This window comes from Streptomyces cyaneus (assembly GCF_004028635.1).
GTDB lineage: Bacteria > Actinomycetota > Actinomycetes > Streptomycetales > Streptomycetaceae > Streptomyces > Streptomyces cyaneus.
In genome coordinates, this window is record NZ_RQJW01000003.1 from 1382944 (window position 1) to 1403102 (window position 20159).

19 protein-coding genes are annotated in these 20159 nt (G+C 70.6%); 10 read left to right on the forward strand and 9 right to left on the reverse strand.

Going from position 1 to position 20159, the window contains the following annotated elements:
* Positions 1-18: 18 nt before the first annotated feature.
* Together EHO50_RS14905 and EHO50_RS14910 are read right to left on the reverse strand one after the other, a co-directional pair.
* Positions 19-1266, reverse strand: coding sequence for a sugar ABC transporter substrate-binding protein (locus tag EHO50_RS14905; RefSeq protein ID WP_128430557.1), 1248 nt, complete (start codon positions 1264-1266; stop codon positions 19-21).
* 163 nt (positions 1267-1429) lie between these two features.
* Positions 1430-2452 (reverse strand): LacI family DNA-binding transcriptional regulator, encoded by a 1023-nt coding sequence (locus tag EHO50_RS14910; RefSeq protein WP_128430558.1) that lies wholly within the window; start codon positions 2450-2452, stop codon positions 1430-1432.
* Between the two features lie 390 nt (positions 2453-2842).
* On the opposite strand from EHO50_RS14910, the gene EHO50_RS14915 reads away from it, so the two are divergent.
* The 7 genes from EHO50_RS14915 to EHO50_RS14945 all read left to right on the forward strand — a co-directional run bounded on the left by EHO50_RS14915 (position 2843) and on the right by EHO50_RS14945 (position 11089).
* Positions 2843-6505 (forward strand): LamG-like jellyroll fold domain-containing protein, encoded by a 3663-nt coding sequence (locus EHO50_RS14915; RefSeq protein WP_246101154.1) that lies wholly within the window; start codon positions 2843-2845, stop codon positions 6503-6505.
* Positions 6506-6672: 167 nt separating this feature from the next.
* On the forward strand, positions 6673-7167 hold the full coding sequence (locus EHO50_RS14920; protein WP_128430717.1) for a MarR family winged helix-turn-helix transcriptional regulator: 495 nt from the start codon (positions 6673-6675) through the stop codon (positions 7165-7167).
* A 160-nt stretch (positions 7168-7327) separates the two neighbouring features.
* Positions 7328-7945: a DsbA family protein gene (locus tag EHO50_RS14925; protein ID WP_128430718.1), complete on the forward strand. Its 618-nt coding sequence runs from the start codon at positions 7328-7330 to the stop codon at positions 7943-7945.
* A gap of 46 nt (positions 7946-7991) precedes the next feature.
* Positions 7992-8798 carry an MBL fold metallo-hydrolase gene (locus EHO50_RS14930; RefSeq protein WP_128430559.1) on the forward strand — a complete coding sequence of 269 codons (807 nt, stop codon included), beginning with the start codon at positions 7992-7994 and terminating at the stop codon, positions 8796-8798.
* Between the two features lie 5 nt (positions 8799-8803).
* Positions 8804-9226, forward strand: a complete 423-nt coding sequence (locus EHO50_RS14935; RefSeq protein ID WP_246101155.1) for a nuclear transport factor 2 family protein — start codon at positions 8804-8806, stop codon at positions 9224-9226.
* Positions 9227-9367: 141 nt separating this feature from the next.
* Positions 9368-9775, forward strand: coding sequence for a CoA-binding protein (locus EHO50_RS14940; protein WP_128430561.1), 408 nt, complete (start codon positions 9368-9370; stop codon positions 9773-9775).
* A 90-nt stretch (positions 9776-9865) separates the two neighbouring features.
* On the forward strand, positions 9866-11089 hold the full coding sequence (locus EHO50_RS14945; RefSeq protein ID WP_128430562.1) for a 4-hydroxybenzoate 3-monooxygenase: 1224 nt from the start codon (positions 9866-9868) through the stop codon (positions 11087-11089).
* 29 nt (positions 11090-11118) lie between these two features.
* On the opposite strand, the gene EHO50_RS14950 is transcribed toward EHO50_RS14945, so the two are convergent.
* Positions 11119-12498, reverse strand: coding sequence for an SMI1/KNR4 family protein (locus EHO50_RS14950; RefSeq protein ID WP_128430563.1), 1380 nt, complete (start codon positions 12496-12498; stop codon positions 11119-11121).
* Between the two features lie 63 nt (positions 12499-12561).
* Positions 12562-12921 (reverse strand): ArsR/SmtB family transcription factor, encoded by a 360-nt coding sequence (locus tag EHO50_RS14955; RefSeq protein WP_164904835.1) that lies wholly within the window; start codon positions 12919-12921, stop codon positions 12562-12564.
* 62 nt (positions 12922-12983) lie between these two features.
* On the opposite strand from EHO50_RS14955, the gene EHO50_RS14960 reads away from it, so the two are divergent.
* The gene (locus tag EHO50_RS14960; protein WP_128430565.1) at positions 12984-14132 is read left to right on the forward strand and encodes a cation diffusion facilitator family transporter; all 1149 of its coding nucleotides are present in this window, start codon (positions 12984-12986) and stop codon (positions 14130-14132) included.
* 2 nt (positions 14133-14134) lie between these two features.
* On the opposite strand, the gene EHO50_RS14965 is transcribed toward EHO50_RS14960, so the two are convergent.
* Both EHO50_RS14965 and EHO50_RS14970 read right to left on the reverse strand, forming a co-directional pair.
* Entirely contained in the window at positions 14135-14692 is a 558-nt protein-coding gene (locus EHO50_RS14965; RefSeq protein WP_128430566.1) for a YbaK/EbsC family protein, read from the reverse strand.
* 43 nt (positions 14693-14735) lie between these two features.
* On the reverse strand, positions 14736-15308 hold the full coding sequence (locus tag EHO50_RS14970; RefSeq protein ID WP_128430567.1) for a helix-turn-helix domain-containing protein: 573 nt from the start codon (positions 15306-15308) through the stop codon (positions 14736-14738).
* 143 nt (positions 15309-15451) lie between these two features.
* Between EHO50_RS14970 and EHO50_RS14975 the strand changes: the two genes are divergently transcribed.
* Positions 15452-16309, forward strand: a complete 858-nt coding sequence (locus EHO50_RS14975) for a DMT family transporter (protein WP_128430568.1) — start codon at positions 15452-15454, stop codon at positions 16307-16309.
* Between the two features lies 1 nt (position 16310).
* Here the strand turns inward: EHO50_RS14975 and EHO50_RS14980 are convergent, their stop codons facing one another.
* The gene (locus EHO50_RS14980; RefSeq protein ID WP_128430569.1) at positions 16311-17108 is read right to left on the reverse strand and encodes an acyltransferase; all 798 of its coding nucleotides are present in this window, start codon (positions 17106-17108) and stop codon (positions 16311-16313) included.
* A 110-nt stretch (positions 17109-17218) separates the two neighbouring features.
* Here EHO50_RS14980 and EHO50_RS14985 point away from each other — a divergent pair, with 110 nt between their 5' ends.
* Complete coding sequence (locus tag EHO50_RS14985) at positions 17219-17749, forward strand: gamma carbonic anhydrase family protein (protein WP_128430570.1); 531 nt, start codon at positions 17219-17221, stop codon at positions 17747-17749.
* Between the two features lie 66 nt (positions 17750-17815).
* Here the strand turns inward: EHO50_RS14985 and EHO50_RS14990 are convergent, their stop codons facing one another.
* On the reverse strand, positions 17816-18460 hold the full coding sequence (locus EHO50_RS14990; RefSeq protein WP_128430571.1) for a DedA family protein: 645 nt from the start codon (positions 18458-18460) through the stop codon (positions 17816-17818).
* Positions 18461-18532: 72 nt separating this feature from the next.
* Positions 18533-20077, reverse strand: a complete 1545-nt coding sequence (locus EHO50_RS14995) for a carboxylesterase/lipase family protein (RefSeq protein ID WP_128430572.1) — start codon at positions 20075-20077, stop codon at positions 18533-18535.
* Between the last annotated feature and the right edge of the window lie 82 nt (positions 20078-20159).

Consider the following 20159-nt stretch of genomic DNA (forward strand, 5'->3'; position numbering starts at 1 on the left):
ACGGGCCCTGGGGTGCGCTCACTTGACGGCGGACTGGGCGGCGCTCAGCGCGTCCTTCGGGGACGTCGAGCCGCTGAGGGCGGACTGGACGGCCTTCCACATCTGCTCCGAGATCTTGGGGTACTTGGTGCCCAGCTCGTCACTGGTGCGTCCCTTGGCCGCCTTGACCGCGTCGACCCACGGCTTCAGCTCGGCGTTCGCCGCGACCTGCTTGTCCTGGACCTCGCTGGTCGGGGCCACGTAGGACAGGGTGGTGTCGGTGTCGTAGAGGTTGTCGGTGCTGGTCAGACAGGTGACCAGCTTCTGCGAGGTGGCGTATCGGCCGGTGTCGCCCTGGACCGGGACGGTGACGAACTCGCCGCCGGTCGGGGCCGAGGCGTTGCCTCCGTCGGCGCCGGGGATGGGCAGGACGCCGTAGTCGAAGCCCGCCTTCTCGGCGTTGGCGAGCTGCCAGGTGCCGTTCTCGGCGAAGGCGTAGTCGCCGCTCGCGAACTCCTGCCAGCTGGTGGTCTGGGTGTTGTTGATGACCGAGTTGGGCGCGTAGCCCTTGTCGAGCCAGTCCTTCCACAGGGACAGCGCGGAGACGCCCTGCGCGGAGTCGAGTTCGGTGAGCTTCGCGCCGGATCCCCAGAACCACGGCAGGAACTGGAAGCTGCCCTCCTCGGTGCCGATCGCGGAGAACGTGACGCCCTTCTTGCCCGCCTTCTTCACCTTCTGAAGCGCCGCCGTCAGCGACTTCCAGTCCTTGACGGAGGCTATGTCGACGCCGGCTTCCTTCAGCACCTCCTTGTTGTAATAGAGGGCAAGAGTGTTGGCGCCGATCGGTGTGCCGTACGTCTTCGCGTCCGACTGGCCGGCCGCGAGCAGGTTGGGGTCCACCTTGGAGGTGTCCAGCTTGTTGTCGTCGGTCGTGGTGAGCACGCCCGCCTCGGCCAGGGTCGACACCACCGGGTTGTCGACGATGAGGACGTCCGCCGAGTTGTCCTGCTGCGCGGCCAGCAGCGCCTTGTTGGACAGGTCGCTGGTGTCGAAGGCGGTCCGCTTGATCTTGACGCCGGCCTCGGTGCCGCAGGAGTCCAGCAGCTTCGCCCAGGCCGAGCCCTTGTCGAACTGCGGGTACGGGTCCCAGATGGTGTACGTACCGCTGTCCGCCGCGTTCGCCCCGCTGCCACCGGAGCCGGAACCACAGGCGGTGGCGGTGGTGGCGACGGCCAGGGCGGTGAGGGCCGCGGCGGTCAGACGGCGCTGTCTGGAGGAGCTGTTCATTGCCAGGGTTCCTTTGTTTTGGGCATGCCGGTGCCGAGGACACGGGGGCGAGGGCACCGGGCGAGGGCACGAGCGAGGGAAAGAGGGCACGACGAACGGCGCTGCGGAGCGGTTCGAACGAGCGGTGAAGTGAAGTGAGTTGAGGAGAACTACGCGGGTGCGGTCAGGGCGCAGTACCGGTCCCGGCGGGCCCGGTGCTGGCTCGCAGGGAGATCGGCGGCACGAGGAGGTGGTGCCGGGGCGGTCCGTCGGGCTGGTCGAGCCGCTCCATCAGGAGTTCGACGGCGCGCCGGCCCATCTCCTCCGCCGGCACGTCCGCCGCGGTGAGCTGCGGGGTCACCGTCTCCGCCCAGCGGCTGGCGACGACCCCGGTCACGGAGAAGTCGCGCGGCACATGGCGGCCCGCCACGGCGAGCCCCCGGTAGAGGCCGCCGAGGGCCGCCTCGTTCAGCGTGACCAGGGCCGTGGTGGCCGGGTCGTCGTGCAGGATGCGTTCCACACAGGCCTGGCCCGAGGCGGCGTCGTCCCCACAGCAGTACGTCCGCACCGTCAGCCCGCGCTCGGCCGCGGCCTTGGTGAAACCGTCCAGGCCGCGGTGCGCGGACTCGTACCCCGCCCGCAGTAGCTGCTCGGGCCGGTTGACGAAGGCGACCCGGCGGTGGCCGAGGTCCGCCAGATGGTGGACGCACGCCGCCGCCAGGGCGGTGTGGTCCAGGCCCACCCACCAGCTGCCCTCCTGATGGGCGGTGCGGCCGATGGCTACGGAGGGGAAGTCCAGGGCGGCCAGGTGATCGACCCGGTCGTCCTCCAGTCTGATCTCCATCAGGATCGCGCCGTCGACGCGCCGCTCCCCCAGCAGCCGCTGGAAGGAACGGTCGCTGTCGACGCCGCTGGGCGAGAGCAGCACGTCGTAGTCGTAGGCCGCGGCGGCCTCCACCACACTGCCGATGAAGTCCAGCTGCATGCCGGTGTAGTGGTTGCCGGCCGGCGGGAAGACCAGGCCGATCGTGCTGGTCCGCCCGTTGGCCAGGGCACGGGCACTGGCACTGGGCCGGTAGCCCAGCTCGTCGACGACCTGCTGGATCTTGCGTCGGGTGTCCTCCGAGACCGGGCGTTTGCCGCTCAGCGCGTAGGACACGGTGCTCCGCGAGACACCGGCCCGCCGGGCGATCTCACCGATGTTCACGGGACTCCTTCGTCGAACCGGTTCGAACGCGGACCGTTGTCGAACCGGTTCGCGTGAAGTGAAGGTAGGAACCGCCCGGGCGCCTGTCAACACCTCGGGCCGTACTTCCACGTCCGGGCAATTCACCCGGTAGAACCTTGCGCGAGAGGGATTGATGCCCGGGAGTCCCGGTGCTAGCTTCGCGAACCGGTTCGATGAAGTGATCCTTCCGACGACCGCGAGCCCGTCCCGCGCCTTCCCCGGAATGCCGGGCCCGCCCTACCCGCTGCACGACGAGATCCCGCACCTCAGCGGCTCGGACGATCGAACCGGTTCGACGGACTCGACAGACGGTTCGACAGATGCCGCCCCGACCCAGCACCCGTTACTCGAGGATTGAGGACGCAATCCATGCCATCCGCTGAAAGACCCGCCCGGCGCCGAGCCCCGGCCGCCATGGCCGTCGCTCTCGGCGCGGGCCTGCTGACCGCACCAGCCGTCCCCGCGCAGGCAGCCGACGCGCCCCAGCCCGCCGCCCGCTACACCTTCGACGAGGACGACCTCACGTCCGGCAGGATCACCGACAGCTCCGGCAACGGCCTGACGGCGACCCTGGTGAACGGCTCCACCGCCCAGTCCGTCGACGGCACGGGCGGCGGCAAGGCCCTGTCCCTGCCCGGCGGGGCGCCCACCTCCGACGGCGCGTACGTCCGTCTGCCCCGGGAGGTCGTCGGCGACGCGACCGACCTGACGGTCTCGGCCCGTGTGAAGTGGAGCGGCGACAAGTCGTCCTGGCAGCGAATCTTCGATCTGGGCACCAACACCACCAAGTACCTCTTCAGCACCCCGTACAACGGCGGCGGCCTGTTCCAGACCTCCGTGACCACCGGCGGAGGCGGCGCGGAGGCACAGGTCCGCGGCTATGCGGCGCTTCCCGCGAACGAGTGGCGGACGGTCACCGTCACCCTCGACACCACGGCCGGCAAGCTCACCACCTACCTCGACGGCGTGGCGGTCTCCTCCGCCGCGACCGGCATCAAGGCCAAGGAGCTGCTGGACGGCTCGGCCACGGCGGCCGGCTACATCGGCAAGTCCTTCTGGCCGGACCCGCTGCTCAAGGGGGCGATCGACGACTTCACCGTGTGGCACGCGGCGCTGAACGCCGAGCAGGTGGCCGGTACGGTCGGGGCCATGCCCACGGTCCAGGACCTCTCGAAGACGTCCTTCGAGGTGCGTACGACGACGGGTACCGCCCCGTCCCTCCCCACCGCCGTCCGGTCCTCCTTCTCGGACGGCTACGACCGTGACCTGCCGATCACCTGGGACGCCGTACCGTCCGACAGGTACGCCCGGCCGGGCACCTTCACGGTGTCGGGCACGGCGGCCGGACGCGCCGTGAAGGCCACGGTCACGGTGGTCCGCGAGGGGCAGCTCACCGTCGACCTCGGCTCGGACACCGGCGCCTTCCACGGCGGCGCGTCCGGCACCCTCTACGGCCTGTACGGACCGGACGTCCCCACCAACAACCTCATCGAGGGCATGGGTCTGCGCACGGTCTCCACCAAGGCGCAGGACGGACCGCAGCACCCAGGTGCCGACGCGCTGGAGGTGGTGAAACCGCTGGCGGACTCCACCGACGGCGATGTGTACATCTACATGACCGACATCCACCGCGGCTTCCCGTACCAGTGGCCGGGCGACACCCCGGCGCAGAAGCTCAAGCTCTACCAGGAGAAGCTGGCCAAGCAGGTCGACCAGGTCCTGCAACTGCCTGAGCAGTACCAGGACAACATCGTCTTCGTGCCGTTCAACGAGCCCGAAGGCAACATGTTCGGCACCGGCGAGTGGAGCTACAACAAGATCAGCTGGCTCAACGACCCCGACGACTTCTTCGCCGCCTGGGACGACGCCTACAAGCTCATCAAGGGGAAGATGCCTAGCGCCCGCATCGCCGGCCCCAACACCAGCGTCCTCTACGACCAGGTCAAGGGCTTCCTCACCCACACCCTCGCCGCCGGCACCCTCCCGGACGTCATCACCTGGCACGAGCTGAGCCACCCGGAGGCGGTGCGCGAGAGCGTCGCCAAGTACCGGGCGTGGGAGAAGGAGCTGTTCAAGGGCACCGAGCGTGAGGGCACCCAACTCCCCATCAACATCAACGAGTACGCCTTCAACTACCACACCTCCGTCCCCGGCCAGATGATCCAGTGGGTGTCCGCGATCGAGGAGTCCAAGGTTGACGCCGACATCGCCTACTGGAACATCGACGGCAACCTCTCCGACTCGGCGGTGCAGTCGAACCGCGGCAACGGCCAGTGGTGGCTGCTGAACTCGTACGCCTCGATGAGCGGGCACACGGTGCGGGTGTCCCCGCCGTTCCCCGGCGAGAACTACACCATGCAGGGCGTCGCCACGCTGGACGCCAAGAAGCGGCAGGCCCGGCTGATCTTCGGCGGGTCCGACGGCAAGGGCCACATCACCTTCGCGGGCGTCCCGAAGAACGTCTTCGGGGACGGCGTGCACGCCTGGGTCCGCGAGATCGAGTGGAGCGGGCAGGTCGGCGACAACTCCGGCCCGAAGCTGCTGACGGAGACGAACCTGAAGGTCGGTGACGACGGCGAGGTAGTCGTCGACTTCGGCGACGGCGGGCTGCCGACGCTGAAGGAGTCCTCGGCGTACGAGATCGTCCTCAGCCCGGCAGGAAAGGCGAGGAGCACGCAGTCCCCGCCGGCGCGCTGGCAGGGGTCGTACGAGGCGGAGGACGCCGCCCACACCGGGTCCGGCTACTCGAAGAACGGCCCGGAGGGGTCGCCGCGCGATGTGTCGAAGTTCTACACCTCCGGCGGCTACGACGTCGGCGGCCTGCGCGCCGGCTCGGACGTCACGCTCGACTTCACCGTCGACGTGCCCGAGGACGGCACCTACGACCTGAGCGTCTTCGCCAACTCCCTCAACACCTTCGACAAGGTGAAGGAACAAGGTCCCACCAACGTCTTCCTGCGCGTGGACGGCAAGGCGGACAGCGAGCAGGAGCTGCATCTGCCGCTCGGCTACAAGTGGGTGGTGTGGGACCACACCGACACCAAGGTCCAGCTCACCAAGGGCAAGCACACCCTCACGCTCGCCGCGAAGAGCCTCGACGGCAAGCGCGCCACCAAGGGCGACGCCATCGTCGACCGCCTCATGCTCTCCCTGCCGGAGGCTTCGGCCGCCACCCAGGTGTACGAGGGCGAGCTGGCCTGGCTGGACGGGGACGCGCGGCCCGTCTACGACCTGCCGAAGCAGGCCGCAGTCCCCGCCACCGGCTCGGGCGCGGTCCGGCTCCCGAAGGACGGGACCGCCACGTTCTGGGTCTACTCGCCCGCCGACCGCGAGGCCACCCTCAAGGTCGACACCCTCGGTGGCACGGGCGCCCGACTCGCCGTCAACGGGCACGACGTCCTGCGCCTGTCGCAGGGGAAGCGCAGCGTGGCAGTCTCCCTGTCGGGTGGCGTCAACAAGGTGACGCTGACCGGGGGTTCGTCCGCCACCCTCGTCGATCGCCTCACGGTCACACCCACCGAGGGCGCGCTCCCGACACGTACGTATGAGGCACGGGACGCCGAGCTCGTGGGCTCGGCCACGCTCACCCCGCTGTCCCTGGCGACCGACGGAACGGCGATCACCGGCATCGGCGGCGCCCCGGGCAACGACAACACGGCGACGTTCACCGTCTCCGCCGACCGCGCCGGCCTGTACGCGCTGCGCATCCGCTACTCCAACCCCGAGCAGTCCGAAGCCACCCACTACAACCCGGACCCGCTCGCGCGCCACGCCGACATCACCGTCAACGGCGGTGAGATACGGCGCGTCGGCTTCCCGCACAGCTTCCACCAGAACAACTTCTGGGAGCTGACCGTCCCGGTCCAGCTCAGGAAGGGGCAGAACACGATCGTCTTGCGCTCCGAGGAACTGCCGAACTTCGACGGCACCACCTACGCCTCGGACACCTTCCCCGGCGTGCTGCTCCGCTCCCGCAACGCGCCGCTGATCGACCGGATCACGGTCGCGCCCTACGCGCGGGAGGTGCGATGAGGTGAACACCACCGGCGGCGACCCGCCGCCGGTGCCCCAAGCGGGCGCCCGGGTCCGTCACGATCGGCGGATCCGGGCATTGCAGGGTCGGGACCGGCCCGTCCGGCCCGGGAACACGGCATGATCATGGGATGAAGGGCGTGGCGGACCGGACGGGCGGTGGGGACGTGGGTGAGCAGGCGGAGATCTCGTCGCCGAAAGAGGCGGCGGACAACGCGCTGGTGCTGGCGTTCGGGCGGCTGCAGGGGGCCGCGAACAGGCTGGAGTACATCCTGGGGCGGGCCCTGGAGCGGGAGTGCGGCATCAGCCACCTGATGTTCGAGGTGCTGCTGATCCTCGGGCGGACCGGTGGACCGGGGATGCCGATGCGGGCCATCGCCCAGGAGCAGGTGCTGACCACAGGCGGTGTGACACGTCTCGTGGACCGGATGGAGGCGGCCGGACTGGTCGAGCGGGCCGAGGACCCCGGCGACCGGCGCGGGCGACTGGTGCGTCTGACCCCGTTGGGCGAGGAGACCACCGTGCGCGCGTCCCGGCTGCACGTGGAGAACATCCGCCGCTACTTCCTGGCGCCGCTGCCTCCCGAGGACCGAGAGCGGTTCGCCGAGAACCTGCGCCTCCTCAGTCACTCGGCCCGGAACGAGCTGCCTCGCCTGCCCTGAGGCGCTCCTCGGGCTGCGGCTGATCGGCAGCGCTGGTGCACTGAGCAAAACGGACAGAGGTGTGGTCACGGTCACACGAACAAGGAAATATCTGACTCATCAGTTACTGTTCTGTCAGATGAATCGCTCGCATCCGGCGGGCGCCGTGCCGAGGATCTCCATGCAGCTCGTCTACGTCTTCGATGCCTACTGCGGCTGGTCGCACGGGTTCTCCGGCACCCTGCGCGAGGTCGCCTCCCGCCACCCGGAGCTGCCGGTGGTGGTGGTCTCCGGCGGCCTGTTCACCGGGACCCGTCGGCTGCCGATCGGTGAGTTCGGCTACGTCCAGGGCGCGAACGCCAAGATCGCCGAACAGACCGGCGCCGAGTTCGGCGACGCGTACGAGCGGCTGATCGCCGACGGGTCGTTCGTGATGGACTCCGAGGACGCCGCGCGGGGAGTCGCCGCCCTGCGGCAGATCGCCCCGGATCGTGCGGCCGAGCTGGTCATGGCCATGCAGCGGGCCTTCTACGTCGACGGCCTGAGCCTCTCCGAGCCCGCGACCTACCGGAAGCTCGCCGAGCGGGCCGGGCTGGACGCCGACGCCGTGGTCACCGCCTTCGAAGCCCCCGAGGCGCGGGCGACAGCACGGGCCGACTTCCACCTCGGGGCCGAACTGGGCGTCACCGGCTTCCCCACCCTCCTCGCCGTCGACGGCGACCGTGTCACCCCCCTGGCCTACGGCCACGCCACCGCCGACGAGGTCGACGCGCGGCTCGCGGCCGTACTCACCCCCTGAACCTCTCCCCCGCCCCCACCCACCACGTCCCGTCAAGGAGCCACCGATGAGCACCCTGTCCTTCAAGGTCCTGGACCTGGACTTCCCGGCAGGCAGCAAGAACAAGACCGCCACCCTCGTCACCGGCGAGAACGAGGCCCTGCTCGTGGACGCCGCCTTCACCCGCGCCGACGGCCACCGCCTGGCCGCCGAGATCCTCGACTCCGGCAGGACGCTGACGACGGTCTTCATCAGCCACGGCGACCCCGACTTCTACTTCGGCGCCGAGGTCATCGCCGACGCCTTCCCCGGCGCGCGGTTCGTCGCCACCCCGCAGACGATCGAGCACATCCAGCACTCCTACGAGGGCAAGCTCAAGGCATGGGCGCCCCTGGGCCAGAACCTGCCCACCCGCCTGGTCGACCTCGAGCCGCTGACCGGCGACCTCACCCTCGAGGGCCACCTCTTCGAGCTCAAGGGCGGTCCGGCCGCGCTGCCCGACCGTCACTACCTGTGGCAGGCCGAGCAGCGCGCGCTCCTCGGCGGCGTTCTGCTCTTCCAGCAGGAGCACGTCTGGGTCGCCGACACCGCCACCCCCGCCGACCGCGCCGCCTGGATCGACCTGCTCGACGAGATGGCCGCCCTCCAGCCGGAGCTGGTCGTCCCCGGCCACCGCCTGCCCGATGCCCCCGCCGACGCCTCCGCGATCACCGCGACCCGTGACTACCTCGTCGCCTTCGAGGAGGAGCTCGGCAAGGCCGCCGACGGTGCCGCCCTGACGGACGCCCTCGTCAAGCGCTACCCGGGCAACGGCATGGTGATCGCCGCGCAGATCGGCGCGAAGGTCGCCAAGGGCGAGATGAAGTGGGGCTGACCTCCGTGGCGCACGAAAGCACCGACTTCGCGACCTCCACCGCACCCGCCGACGTCGTACGCCGCCAGTACCTGGCCTCGGCCAACCGTGACCTGGCAGCCCTGCGCGCCACTCTCGCCCCCGACGTCGAGTGGACGGAGATGGCCGGCTTCCCCCTCGCCGGCACCTATCGCACCCCCGACGGCGTCACCAGCAACGTCATGGAGAAGCTCGGCCAGGACTGGGACGACTGGATCGCCCACGACGACACCTATGTCACCGAGGGCGAGAACGTCGTCGTCCTCGCCCGGTACACCGCGACCAACAAGGCGACCGGCAAGGCGATCGACGTCCGCGTCGCCCACCACTTCACCGTCCGCGGCGGGCTGATCGTCCGCTTCGAGCAGTTCGTCGACACGGCCCTCGTCCGCGAGGCCATGGCCGACTGAATCAACTCCCGCCCGACGCAAGGCAGTTCGCTGCTCGGCGGGAGATCGCAGGGCACCAGGTCGCCACCGCCGGGAATCACCGCACCCCACCCGCTGTTGTCCAGGGCAGCAGCCCCTGCCCGCATCCCAAGGAGGCCGAGCGTGTACGGCGACCCGGCGACAGTCCGCAAGATCCTCACCGAGCTCGGTGACACCTGGGCGATCGTGGGTCTGTCCACGAACGAGCGGCGTGCGGCGTACGGGGTCGCCGACGTCCTCCAGCGCTACGGCAAGCGCATCGTGCCCGTGCACCCGAAGGCGGAGACGGTCCACGGGGAGCAGGGATATCCCTCTTTGGACGCGATCCCCTTCGAGGTCGACGTCGTCGACGTGTTCGTCAACAGCGACCTCGCCGGTGCCGTCGCCGACGAGGCCGCGGCCATCGGCGCCAAGGCCGTCTGGTTCCAGCTCGGCGTCATCGACGAGGCCGCGTACGACCGCACCCGCGCCGCCGGCGTCGAGATGGTGATGGACCGCTGCCCGGCGATCGAGATTCCGCGCCTGGGCTGACCGGGCGGCGGCGATAAGTCGATTCCCGCCGATGCACCGAGCCACCCCGGAGCCCTCCCCTCCCCACGTCAGCCGCCCCATAATGCTCGGGTGACTTCCACCTCCCCCCACACCAACTCCGGTGCCCCGCAAGGCTTCCCGGTCGTCATCGTCGGCGCCGGACCGGCCGGTCTCACCATCGGCAACATCCTGCGGGCGGCGTCCGTCGACTGTCTGGTCCTGGAGACCGAGACACGCCAGTTCATCGAGCAGCGGCCGCGGGCGGGAGTCCTGGAGGAGTGGGCCGTACACGGACTCCAGCGGCGGGGCCTGGCGGACACCTTGCTGGAGCGGGCGCAGCGGCACACCGAGTGCGAGTTCCGGTTCGCCGGGGAGCGCTACCGGTTCGAGTACGGGGAGCTCACGGGGGTTCATCACTGGGTCTACCCCCAGCAGTTCCTGGTGACGGACCTGGTGCGCGAGTACGCGGACGTGCGCGGCGGCGCCATACGCTTCGGTGTGCGGGACGTGGAGCTGCACGACCTCGACACCGACCGGCCTTCGGTGTCGTACATCTGCCCGGAGACGGGTCGACGGGAGGTCGTGCACTGTGACTTCGTGGCGGGTTGCGACGGGGCGCGTGGGGTGACGCGCGCCGCGCTGCCGGCCGACCGGGCCCACATCTCCCGCAGTGACTACGGCATCGGCTGGCTGGCGCTGCTCGCCGAGGCGCCGCCGTCCGCCGACTGTGTGCTGTTCGGCATGCATCCGAACGGGTTCGCCGGGCACATGCCGCGCAGCGCCGAGGTGACCCGCTACTACCTCGAGTGCCCGCCCGGCGACGACCCGGAGAACTGGTCGCACGACAGGGTCTGGACGGAGCTGCAGCAGCGGCTCGGGGCGAACGGCGCGCCGCCGCTGACCGAGGGGCGGCTGATCGAGAAGCGCGTCCTCGACATGCACAACTACGTGGTCGAGCCCATGGTGTTCGGCCGCCTCTTCCTGGCCGGCGACGCCGCTCACCTGACCGCCCCCATCGCCGCCAAGGGCATGAACCTCGCCCTGCACGACGCCTTCCTGCTGGGCGACGGACTCGTCGCGTACGTCACGAAGGGCGACGGCACCGGCCTGGACGGCTACTCGGCGGCCTGCCTGGGCCGGGTGTGGGACTACCAGGAGTTCTCCCACTGGCTCTCCGAGGTCTACCACGGCACGTCATCGGGCGACCCGTACCGCGCGGGCACCACCCTGGCCCGCCTCCGCCGCATCTTCGGCTCCCCGACGGCGGCCAGAGCGTTCGCGGAGCAGTATCTGGGCAAGAACGCCGACTACTGACACGCCTCCACTGATTGCACCTTTACTGACTACGCCTCGGGACCGAGGTCGCCCTCGACGACGGTCCGGGTGATCGGAGGGCGGTCCCAGAGGGCGAGGATGTCGTTGGCGAGTTCCACGATCGGGAGTGGGTGCCGATCGCCGTGCACTTCGATGGCGGCGGCCGACAGACTCCGTGGGACGGCTCCGGCATCGAGGAGAACCCGCCACTCCTGCGGCCCGAGCTCCAGGAATTCGAGCCCGGTCAGCTTGGCGATCTCCAGCGGGTCGGCGAGCGTGCCCGGGTAGGCGGTGAGGGTACGCAGGCGGGGCAGGCCGGTGACGGGCGCGAGGCTGAGCGGTTCGCCCTCCCACACGCCGATGGACAGGACCTCCAACTCCGGGTGGGCGGCGGCCCGGACACTCGGCAGGCTCGCCCTGTTGACCCTGGCCACGGCCGGCAGCTCGTCCCCGCGGCGGCCGGTGTACCAGTCCTCGCGTCGGTTCAGCACGAGGTCGGTGAGCGACTCCGCGAGCAGGTGGGCGCCGATGTTCTCCTCGTGGTCGAGAACGATGATCTGCCCCGTGTGTCCGTGCGAACCCGGGGTCAGGTCGACTGCGATCCGGTCCCCGCCGCCCGTGTCACCGAAGACGATCCAGCCGGGCGAGCCGACCACCCCTTGCACCGCGGCGTCGGGCGCGGTCACGACCGCCTCCATCGCCGCGAACCGCCAGGGGCAGGGACGGCTCGGCGCGTCGGCGACGTACAGGCCGTCCAGGGAGAACAGCTCGCAGCCGACCGCGTCGTAAACGCGCTCCGCCGTCTCGTAGTCGCCCCAGTCCTCCCACCGCGCCCGCGTCACCCGGTAGAGCGCCTTGAGCTCGTCGGGCAACGCGACGCCGAGGCGCGCCTGGGCGGCGGCGATCTCCGCCTCGGTCGCGCCGATGGCATCGGGGATCCGCTCGCGCAGCGTCCGCTCCAGCGCGGCCGGGTCCGCGGACGGCGCCGGCACCGCCCCGGGCACGGGTTCGGGCAGGCGGCGCCAAGGTTCGGGAACGGCGTCCTCGACCAGGACGAGCGAACCCGGGTGCGGGCCGCCGATGCCGGGCTCCACAGCGCTGCTCGGACCGAGCAGGTGGAGTACGGTCCGCCCGGCCGGGGAGATCTCCGCCACGAACGAGTACCCGTCGACGCCGGCCTCCGCGAGCGCGCTGCGCACCCGCTCCGCCGCATCGAACTCGTCCTGGTGGTCCTCGACTTGAGCGGCCTGCCCGGGCCGCGGACGTCGGCGCTGGAGCGGCAGACTCCACCCGTACTGGTCGATTCGGCCCGCCACGTGGCCGCCCGGGGCGGCAAGGCTCTCCGCGTTGCTCTCCCGCAGGAGCCGCAGTACCGGCTCCCAGGTCGCGAAGTCATGTATCGAGGGCAACGGTGGCCTCCGGTCGTTCCGTTGGGCGTGGCGGAGCCGATTATCACCGAGGCCGGCCATCGGTCAGTCGTGCAGGGGCCGGTCGCTGAGCCGGTGGTCCGCCACGTTCAGCGCCTCGTCGACGAGGCGGCGCAGATGACCGTCGCGCAGGGAGTAGATCACTCGGCGTCCCTCCTTGCGGGTGTTCACCAGCCCCGCGAGACGCAGCCGCGCCAGGTGCTGGCTGACGGCAGGCCGGGCCGCGCCGCAGGCCTCGGTGAGTGTCGTGACGTCGGTCTCCCCTGCCGTCAGGGCATGCAGCAGCGTGAGGCGGGTGCGGTCGCCGAGCAGGGCCAGGAGTTCGGCGGCGAGCGCGAACTGTTCCTCGCCCGGGGTGCGCGGGTGCGCATCGTGCGCAGGTGATAGGTGCATGCGTGCGCTCATACGCACATAATGGCCTCGTGGGCGGTCACACGTCCACTCCCACGCACGAGAAGGGGATCGCTGTGAGCGACGGTCACGCGCACGGGCACCACGCCCACCACGACGATCACGGGCACTCGCACGAGCACCATGACGATCACGGGCAGACACACGACCACCACGAGCACCCACACCGGCACCCACACGGGCACAGGCACGGGCACCCGCACACCACCCACACCCCGTCACCCCTCCGCCACCGCCTCGCCCACCTCCTCAAACCCCACTCCCACGAGACGGCCGACAAGCTCGACTCCGCCCTGGAGTCCTCGGCCCGCGGCATGCGTGCGCTGTGGGTCTCGCTGGCGGTGCTCGGCGTGACGGCGCTCGCTCAGGCGGTCGTGGTGGTCGCCTCCGGTTCGGTGGCGCTGCTCGGCGACACGGTGCACAACACGGCGGACGCGCTGACCGCCGTACCGCTCGGGATCGCCTTCATACTGGGCCGGCGCGCGGCGACGCGTCGCTTCACGTACGGCTACGGGCGGGCCGAGGACCTCGCGGGCATCGTCATCGTGCTGACGATCGCCGCGTCCGCGGCCTTCGCGGCGTGGACGGCCGTCGACCGCCTCCTCGATCCGCGGCCGGTGGAGCAGATACCGGCCGTCGCCGTGGCCGCGGTCGTCGGGTTCGCGGGCAACGAGTGGGTGGCCCGCTACCGGATCCGGGTCGGCCGGGCGATCGGCTCGGCCGCGCTCGTCGCGGACGGACTGCATGCCCGTACGGACGGATTCACCTCACTGGCCGTCCTGTTGAGCGCGGGCGGCGCGGCGCTGGGCTGGCAACTCGCGGACCCGATCGTGGGGTTGGCGATCACGGCCGCGATCGTGCTGGTGCTGCGGGACGCGGCGCGCGAGGTGTTCCGGCGGGTGATGGACGCCGTGGACCCGGCCCTCGTGGACCGGGCCGAGCAGGCGCTGCGGGAGGTCGCGGGCGTACGCGAGGTCGGCGAGCTGCGGCTGCGCTGGATCGGGCACCGGCTGCGCGCCGAGGTGGCGGTCGTCGTGGACGGCGAGGCGACGGTACGGCAGGCGCACGCCATCGCGGTCGACGCCGAACACGCCCTGCTGCATGCCGTGCCCCGGCTCACCGCGGCCCTCGTCCACGCCGACCCGGCACCGGCGCCGGGCGAGGCGGATCCGCATCTCGCCCTGGCGCACCACACCGCGGCCTGAACTCAGGCGACGCCGAGCCCCTCCAGTACGACCGCCCCCGGCAGCTCGGCGAACGCCTTGCCCGGCACCAGCAGTTTGCCGCGCCGGCGCCCGCTGCCGACCAGGACGTACGGGAGGTCGACGACGGCCGAGTCCACCAGTACCGGCCAGCCCTCGGGCAGTCCGATCGGGGTGATGCCGCCGTACTCCATGCCGGTCTCGCCGGTCGCCGTGTCCATCGAGGCGAACGACGCCTTGCGGGCGCCGAGTTGGCGGCGTACGACGCCGTTCACGTCGACCCGGGTGGTGGAGAGCACCACGCACGCGGCCAGCGTCGTCTCGCCGCCGCGCTTGCCCGCGACGACGACGCAGTTCGCGGACTGCTCGAGCAGTTCCTGCCCGTAGTGCTCCACGAAGACGGCGGTGTCGGCCCACTGCGGGTCGGTCTCGACATAGACGAGCTGGTCGGCGGGGACGCTGCCGCTCCAGTGGCGTACGGCGTCGGCGACCGGGCGGGTGAGTTCGTCGAGGCAGTCGGGGGCCGGGGTGGCGTTGTCGAAGTGTCCGATGGGTGCGTCCATGAGCGCACGCTAACAGCACCTGACCGGCCCTCGACCGGGCATCTCAGCGGACGGGCGGCACCGACACCGCGAGCACCCACTCCGTCGGGGCGTCGCTCTGATTGCCGTACGTGTGCGGGGCGTTGGCCTCGAAGGTGGCGCTCGCACCGGCCGGGACGCGGTACTGCTCGCCCTCGACGGTGAGGGTCAGCTCGCCCGCCGTGACGTGGACGATCTCGAAGGTGCCGACGGGGTGCGGGTCCGAGCTGCTGCTCTCGCCCGGCATCAGCCGCCACTCCCACATCTCCAGCGGGCCCGGCGCCTCGGTGCCCGCGAGGAGCCGGCTGTAGCTACCCGCGTCGGTGTGCCAGAGCCGTACCACCTGGTCGGCCGAGACGACGCGCACCTTCGGGCCCTGCTCGTAGTCCAGCAGGGTGGTGATGCTGATCCCGAGCGCGTCGCCGATCTTGATCACCGTGCCGAGGCTCGGGTTGGTGCGCGCCTGCTCGATCTGGATGAGCATGCCGCGGCTGACGCCGGCCCTGGCCGCGAGCACGTCCAGGGTGAAGCCGCGCACCGCCCGCCAGTGCTTGACGTTGCGCGCCAGGGACTGGGTCAGCAGGTCGAGGTCCGCCACATTCCGTCCATCGTTCCGGAGCCAAAAGAGAGGTCAAGAGAGGGGCCAAAACTAGGGTCAAATATTCTGGATGACAGGGTCCAGTTCACTGCACTACGGTGAGGTGCACCCCATCGTGCACCGAACTGTACTGCGAGGCATCCGTGACAGCACTCTTCGCCCTGGCCACCAGCCTGCTGTGGGGGCTGGCCGACTTCGGCGGCGGACTGCTGACCCGGCGCACCCCGGCGCTCACGGTGGTGGTGGTCTCGCAGGCGATCGCCGCGGCCGTGCTCGGCGTGATCGTGGTGGCCACCGGCGGCTGGAGTGAGGCCGGTGACCAGTTGTGGTTCGCGGTCGCCGCCGGCGTGGTGGGCCCGGTCGCCCTGCTCTGCTTCTACAAGGCGCTCGCACTGGGCCCGATGGGCGTGGTCTCCCCGCTCGGCACGGTGGGAGTGGCGGTCCCGGTCGGCGTGGGCCTCTTCGTCGGAGAGCGGCCCGGCCTGATGCAGGTCGCGGGGATCGCGGTCGCCGTGCTCGGCGTCGTGCTGGCGGGCGGACCGCAGCTGCGGGGCGCGCCGGTACAGCGGCAGGCCATCCTGCTCACGCTGGTCGCGGCGTTCGGCTTCGGCACGGTGTTCGCGCTGATCGCGGAGGCGTCGACCACCATCACCGGCCTGTTCCTCGCGCTCTTCGTCCAGCGCGTGGTGAACGTCGCGGCGGGCGGCCTCGCGCTGTACGTCTCCGTGCGGCGGGGCGGCACCGCTCTCCCGGACGGCGGCTTCCCCTGGCGCACGCTGCCGGCGCTCGCCTTCGTCGGCCTCGCCGATGTCGCGGCGAACGGCACCTATGTGGTCGCCGCCCACCACGGCCCGGTCACCGTGGCCGCCGTACTCGCCTCGCTCTACCCGGTGGTGACCGCCCTGGCCGCGCGCGGCATCCTCAGGGAGCGATTGCAGGCGGTGCAGGCCGCGGGTGCGGGGCTCGCACTGGTCGGCACTGTGCTGCTGGCGACCGGCTGACTCAGGACTCCGCGTCCACCTGGGCCAGTCGAGCAGCCGCTTCCTCGTCCAGCTCGGCCAGCTTCGCCGCCGTCTCCTCGTCCAGCTCGGCCAGCGCCTGCAGCTGCTCGGGGGTGACTCCGTCGGGGATCGGAACCGGCGCAGGGGTCCGCAGCGGCGGCTGCCAGCCGTCGTCGGGCGTCCAGCGCCGTACGACACGGGCGGGCGCCCCCGCCACGACCGCGTGATCGGGCACCACGCCCCGGACCACCGCACCGGCCGCGACCACCACGTTCCGCCCGATCCGCGCGCCGGGCAGGATCACGGCCCCGGTGCCGATCCAGCACCCCGGGCCGATCTCGACCGGTTCCATCCGCGGCCACTGCTTGCCGATGGGCTCGTGGGGATCGTCGTAGGAGTGGTTCGTGGATGTGACGTAGACGTACGGCCCGAAGTAGCAGTCGCTGCCGATGGTGACCGTCGTGTCGGCGATGACATGGCTGCCGCGGCCCAGCACGACGCCGTCCCCGATGCGCAGGATCGGCTCCGGGCCGAGGTCGAGGTCGGGCATCAGACCGGCGGTCAGCGTCACCTGCTCGCCGACGATGCAGTGGGAGCCGAGGTGGATCCAGGGTTCGCCGAAGACGGTACCGAGCGGGAAGGCGAGGCGAGTGGCTTCGCCGATCGAGCCGAAGTGGAATCGGCCGGGGTTTTCGGCGGTCACCGAACCCGTGCGCTGCGCCCAGGCCCAGCCCGCGTGGACGGCGCGCTGCGTGAGGCTGCGCCGCCAGGACGAGAACGTGTTCTTGCGCTTGAGCACCCGCTTACCGTACTGAGCGTTCGGCTCCCTCATGCGGTCGAGGGCCTGTGATCTTCGCCCCACCGGGTGTCGTACGGTTCGTCTACGACGTCGGCGGCAAGGAGAGGGCAATGACGCACAAGGCGCTGGTCATGGGTATCGGGGGCAGGGAACCGAAGATCGACGAGGCTGCGTTCGTGGCGCCGACGTCGTCGGTGATCGGGGACGTGACGCTTCAGGCGGGGGCCAGTGTCTGGTACGGCGCGGTGGTCCGGGGTGACGTGGAACGGATCTCCGTCGGGGCCCAGTCCAATATCCAGGACAACTGCACGCTGCATGCCGACCCCGGGTTCCCGGTGACCATCGGGGAGAGGGTGTCGGTCGGTCACAATGCCGTGGTGCATGGGGCGACTGTCGGGGACGACTGCCTCATCGGGATGGGGGCGACTGTGCTGAACGGTGCCGTGATCGGTGCCGGGTCTCTGGTGGCCGCGCAGGCGTTGGTGCCGCAGGGGATGCAGGTGCCGCCCGGGTCGCTTGTGGCGGGGGTGCCGGCGAAGGTCAGGCGGCCTCTGAGCGAGGAAGAGCAGCAGGGCGTCACCCTCAACGGAACCATGTATGCCGAGTTGGCGAAGGCTCATCGGGAAGAGCACGGGGAGTAAGGCTGTGTGCGGTCTGCGGGCCGCATGTGGCTGGTCGCGCAGTTCCCCGCGCCCCTTGAGGGCGCCTCAGTCCCCGGCAGGAACAGGTTCCGGTTCCGGCTGTGCGGGCTGCGCCTTCTTCGCCTTGCGCTTGATGATCAGCATCGATGTCAGGCCGATCAGGACCGCCGCGACCAGGCCCAGCCACGAGAAGCGCTTCAGCCAGGACTCGGCGACCACTCCTACGTAGTAGATGACCGCGGTCGTGCCGCCCGCCCAGAGGATGCCGCCGAAGACGTTGGCGATGAGGAACTTCCAGTACGGCATCCGCAGGACGCCCGCGAGGGGGCCGGCGAAGATGCGCAGGAGGGCGACGAAGCGGCCGAAGAAGACGGCCCACATGCCCCACTTCTGGAAGGAGCGCTCGGCCGTGGCGATGTGGCCTTCGCTGAAGTGCTTGGGGAATTTCCCGCCCAGCCAGGCCAGGAGTGGGCGGCCGCCCTTGCGGCCGATGGCGTAGCCGATGGAGTCGCCGATGATCGCGCCCGCGGTCGCGCAGGCGCCGAGTACGAAGGGGTTGATCTCACCGTGCTGTGAGGCGAGCAGCGCCGAGGAGACCAGGATGATCTCGCCGGGCAGCGGGATGCCCAGGCTTTCCAGGCCGATGACCACGCCGACCAGCAGATAGATGGCGAGCGGGGGCACCGTTTCGAGCCATTCCTGGACGTGCAACGCCGCTTCCTCCCATGTACTGAACGCTGTGTTCCCGGCGCACGCTCGGCTGTGAGCGTGCGCCGGGGAAGCCTACCCGCTCTGTGTGACGGTCTCCGAGTCCCAGAGGTTGCACTGGTGCTCACCGTGAGCAGTGCTGCTCGGCACGTTCCCGCCGGCGGACACTGTGCGCAGTGTCAGCACCGTCCCCGGCCGGGTCGGCATCGTGGGCTGGCCGGCGGCCCGCGGCACCCCGTCCCGGACGAAGGAGCCCCAGTACTGGATCATCTGCCGCGACAGCGTCCGCTGCTCGGCGTTCAGCGGTGACTGAAGGCCGAAGTGCTTGAAGAGGTACTGCACCTCGTTGACGTGGGTCGCGCCGAAGTCGAAGTCGGTGCCGAGGTTGCGCAGGGAGGCGAAGGGCGGGGAGGTGCGGTCGGCGAACTCGTACGCGTAGACCTTGCCTCGTCCGGCGAGCGCGCCGTCGAGGCGGAGGGCCGGGCAGGCGAACAACTGATCGCCCTGAGCCGTGGCGTACGCGATGGTCGGGGAGGGGTACGACGGCAGGGGGTAGCGCGCGAGCGCCTCGTCGCCGTAGTCCGTGCGCATGACCGTGGGGTACTGGTCGGCGGTGAGCGGGGTGCCGTTCAGGTCGAAACGGGCGAAGGCGAACAGCCGTCCCTCGTCCTGGTTGGCCCCGTTCATGACCGGCACGCCGGCTGCGGCCCCCTGTGCGAAGGCCTCCTGCGGCTGCCTCGGCAGGAAGGCGCCGCCGGTCACCGGCCCCCAGTCGAAGGCGCCCTGGGCGGCCAGGATCTCGGCGGCCGGCTTGGCGCGCAGACAGGCCAGGTCGGCACAGCCGAGCTGCTGCGCGAAGGCGGCACCCTGCGCCACGGCCGTCTCGTGCGTACGCGCAGCGCAGTCGTCGTACGCCCCGCTCTGGATGATCCCCGCCCGGAACAACCCCTTGGCCTTCGGCGAGGCCAGCTGGGTGCAGACCGAGCGGCCGCCCGCCGACTCGCCGGCGATGGTCACGCGGCCGGGGTCGCCGCCGAAAGGGTCGATATTGGCGCGCACCCAGCGCAGTGCTGCCTGCTGGTCGAGCATGCCGAAGTTGCCGGAGACCCTGTCGGGTGCCTCGCCGTCGAGGCCTGCCGTCGCGAGGAAGCCCATCGCGCCGAGGCGGTAGTTGACGGTCACGACGACAGTGCCGGTCTGCCGTGCGAAGGTGTCCGGGACGACGTCCTGACCGGCCCCGGCGGTCAGGCCCCCGCCGTGGAACCAGACCAGTACGGCCCGGCGTGCGGCGCCTTCGGGGACATACACATTGAGGCCGAGACAGTCCTCGGTGTGGCTGGGCTGCTCATAGCCGGGGTCCCAACTCGCGCTCTGCACACACTTGTTGCCGAATTCCCCTGTCGTACGCACTCCCTGCCAGGGCCGGACCGGCCGCGGCTCCTTCCAGCGGAGCTTTCCGACGGGCGGCTCGGCGTAGGGGATGCCGAGGAACTGCCGTCCCTCGGCGGTGGTTTCGCCTCTCACCCAGCCCGCTTCGGTGCGGACGACAGGGGGGTCGGCGGCCTGCGCGGGTACGGGAGTGATGAGCGCGGCCGCGAGGGCCAACAGTGCGACGGACATACGACGTATCACCGGTCCACCTCCAGCTGCTGTATGCGGCGGGAAAACTATGAGCGCCGGTGACTCGTGTCAATGAAGTGAA

Excerpts from the sequence above, each read along its gene's own strand:
- EHO50_RS14930 (WP_128430559.1), top strand. The coding sequence starts at position 7,992 with ATGAGCACCCTGTCCTTCAAGGTCCTGGACCTGGACTTCCCGGCAGGC.
- EHO50_RS14985 (WP_128430570.1), top strand. The coding sequence starts at position 17,219 with ATGACGCACAAGGCGCTGGTCATGGGTATCGGGGGCAGGGAACCGAAG.
- EHO50_RS14995 (WP_128430572.1), bottom strand. The coding sequence starts at position 20,077 with ATGTCCGTCGCACTGTTGGCCCTCGCGGCCGCGCTCATCACTCCCGTA.
- EHO50_RS14915 (WP_246101154.1), top strand. The coding sequence starts at position 2,843 with ATGCCATCCGCTGAAAGACCCGCCCGGCGCCGAGCCCCGGCCGCCATG.
- EHO50_RS14955 (WP_164904835.1), bottom strand. The coding sequence starts at position 12,921 with ATGAGCGCACGCATGCACCTATCACCTGCGCACGATGCGCACCCGCGC.
- EHO50_RS14925 (WP_128430718.1), top strand. The coding sequence starts at position 7,328 with ATGCAGCTCGTCTACGTCTTCGATGCCTACTGCGGCTGGTCGCACGGG.
- EHO50_RS14905 (WP_128430557.1), bottom strand. The coding sequence starts at position 1,266 with ATGAACAGCTCCTCCAGACAGCGCCGTCTGACCGCCGCGGCCCTCACC.
- EHO50_RS14965 (WP_128430566.1), bottom strand. The coding sequence starts at position 14,692 with ATGGACGCACCCATCGGACACTTCGACAACGCCACCCCGGCCCCCGAC.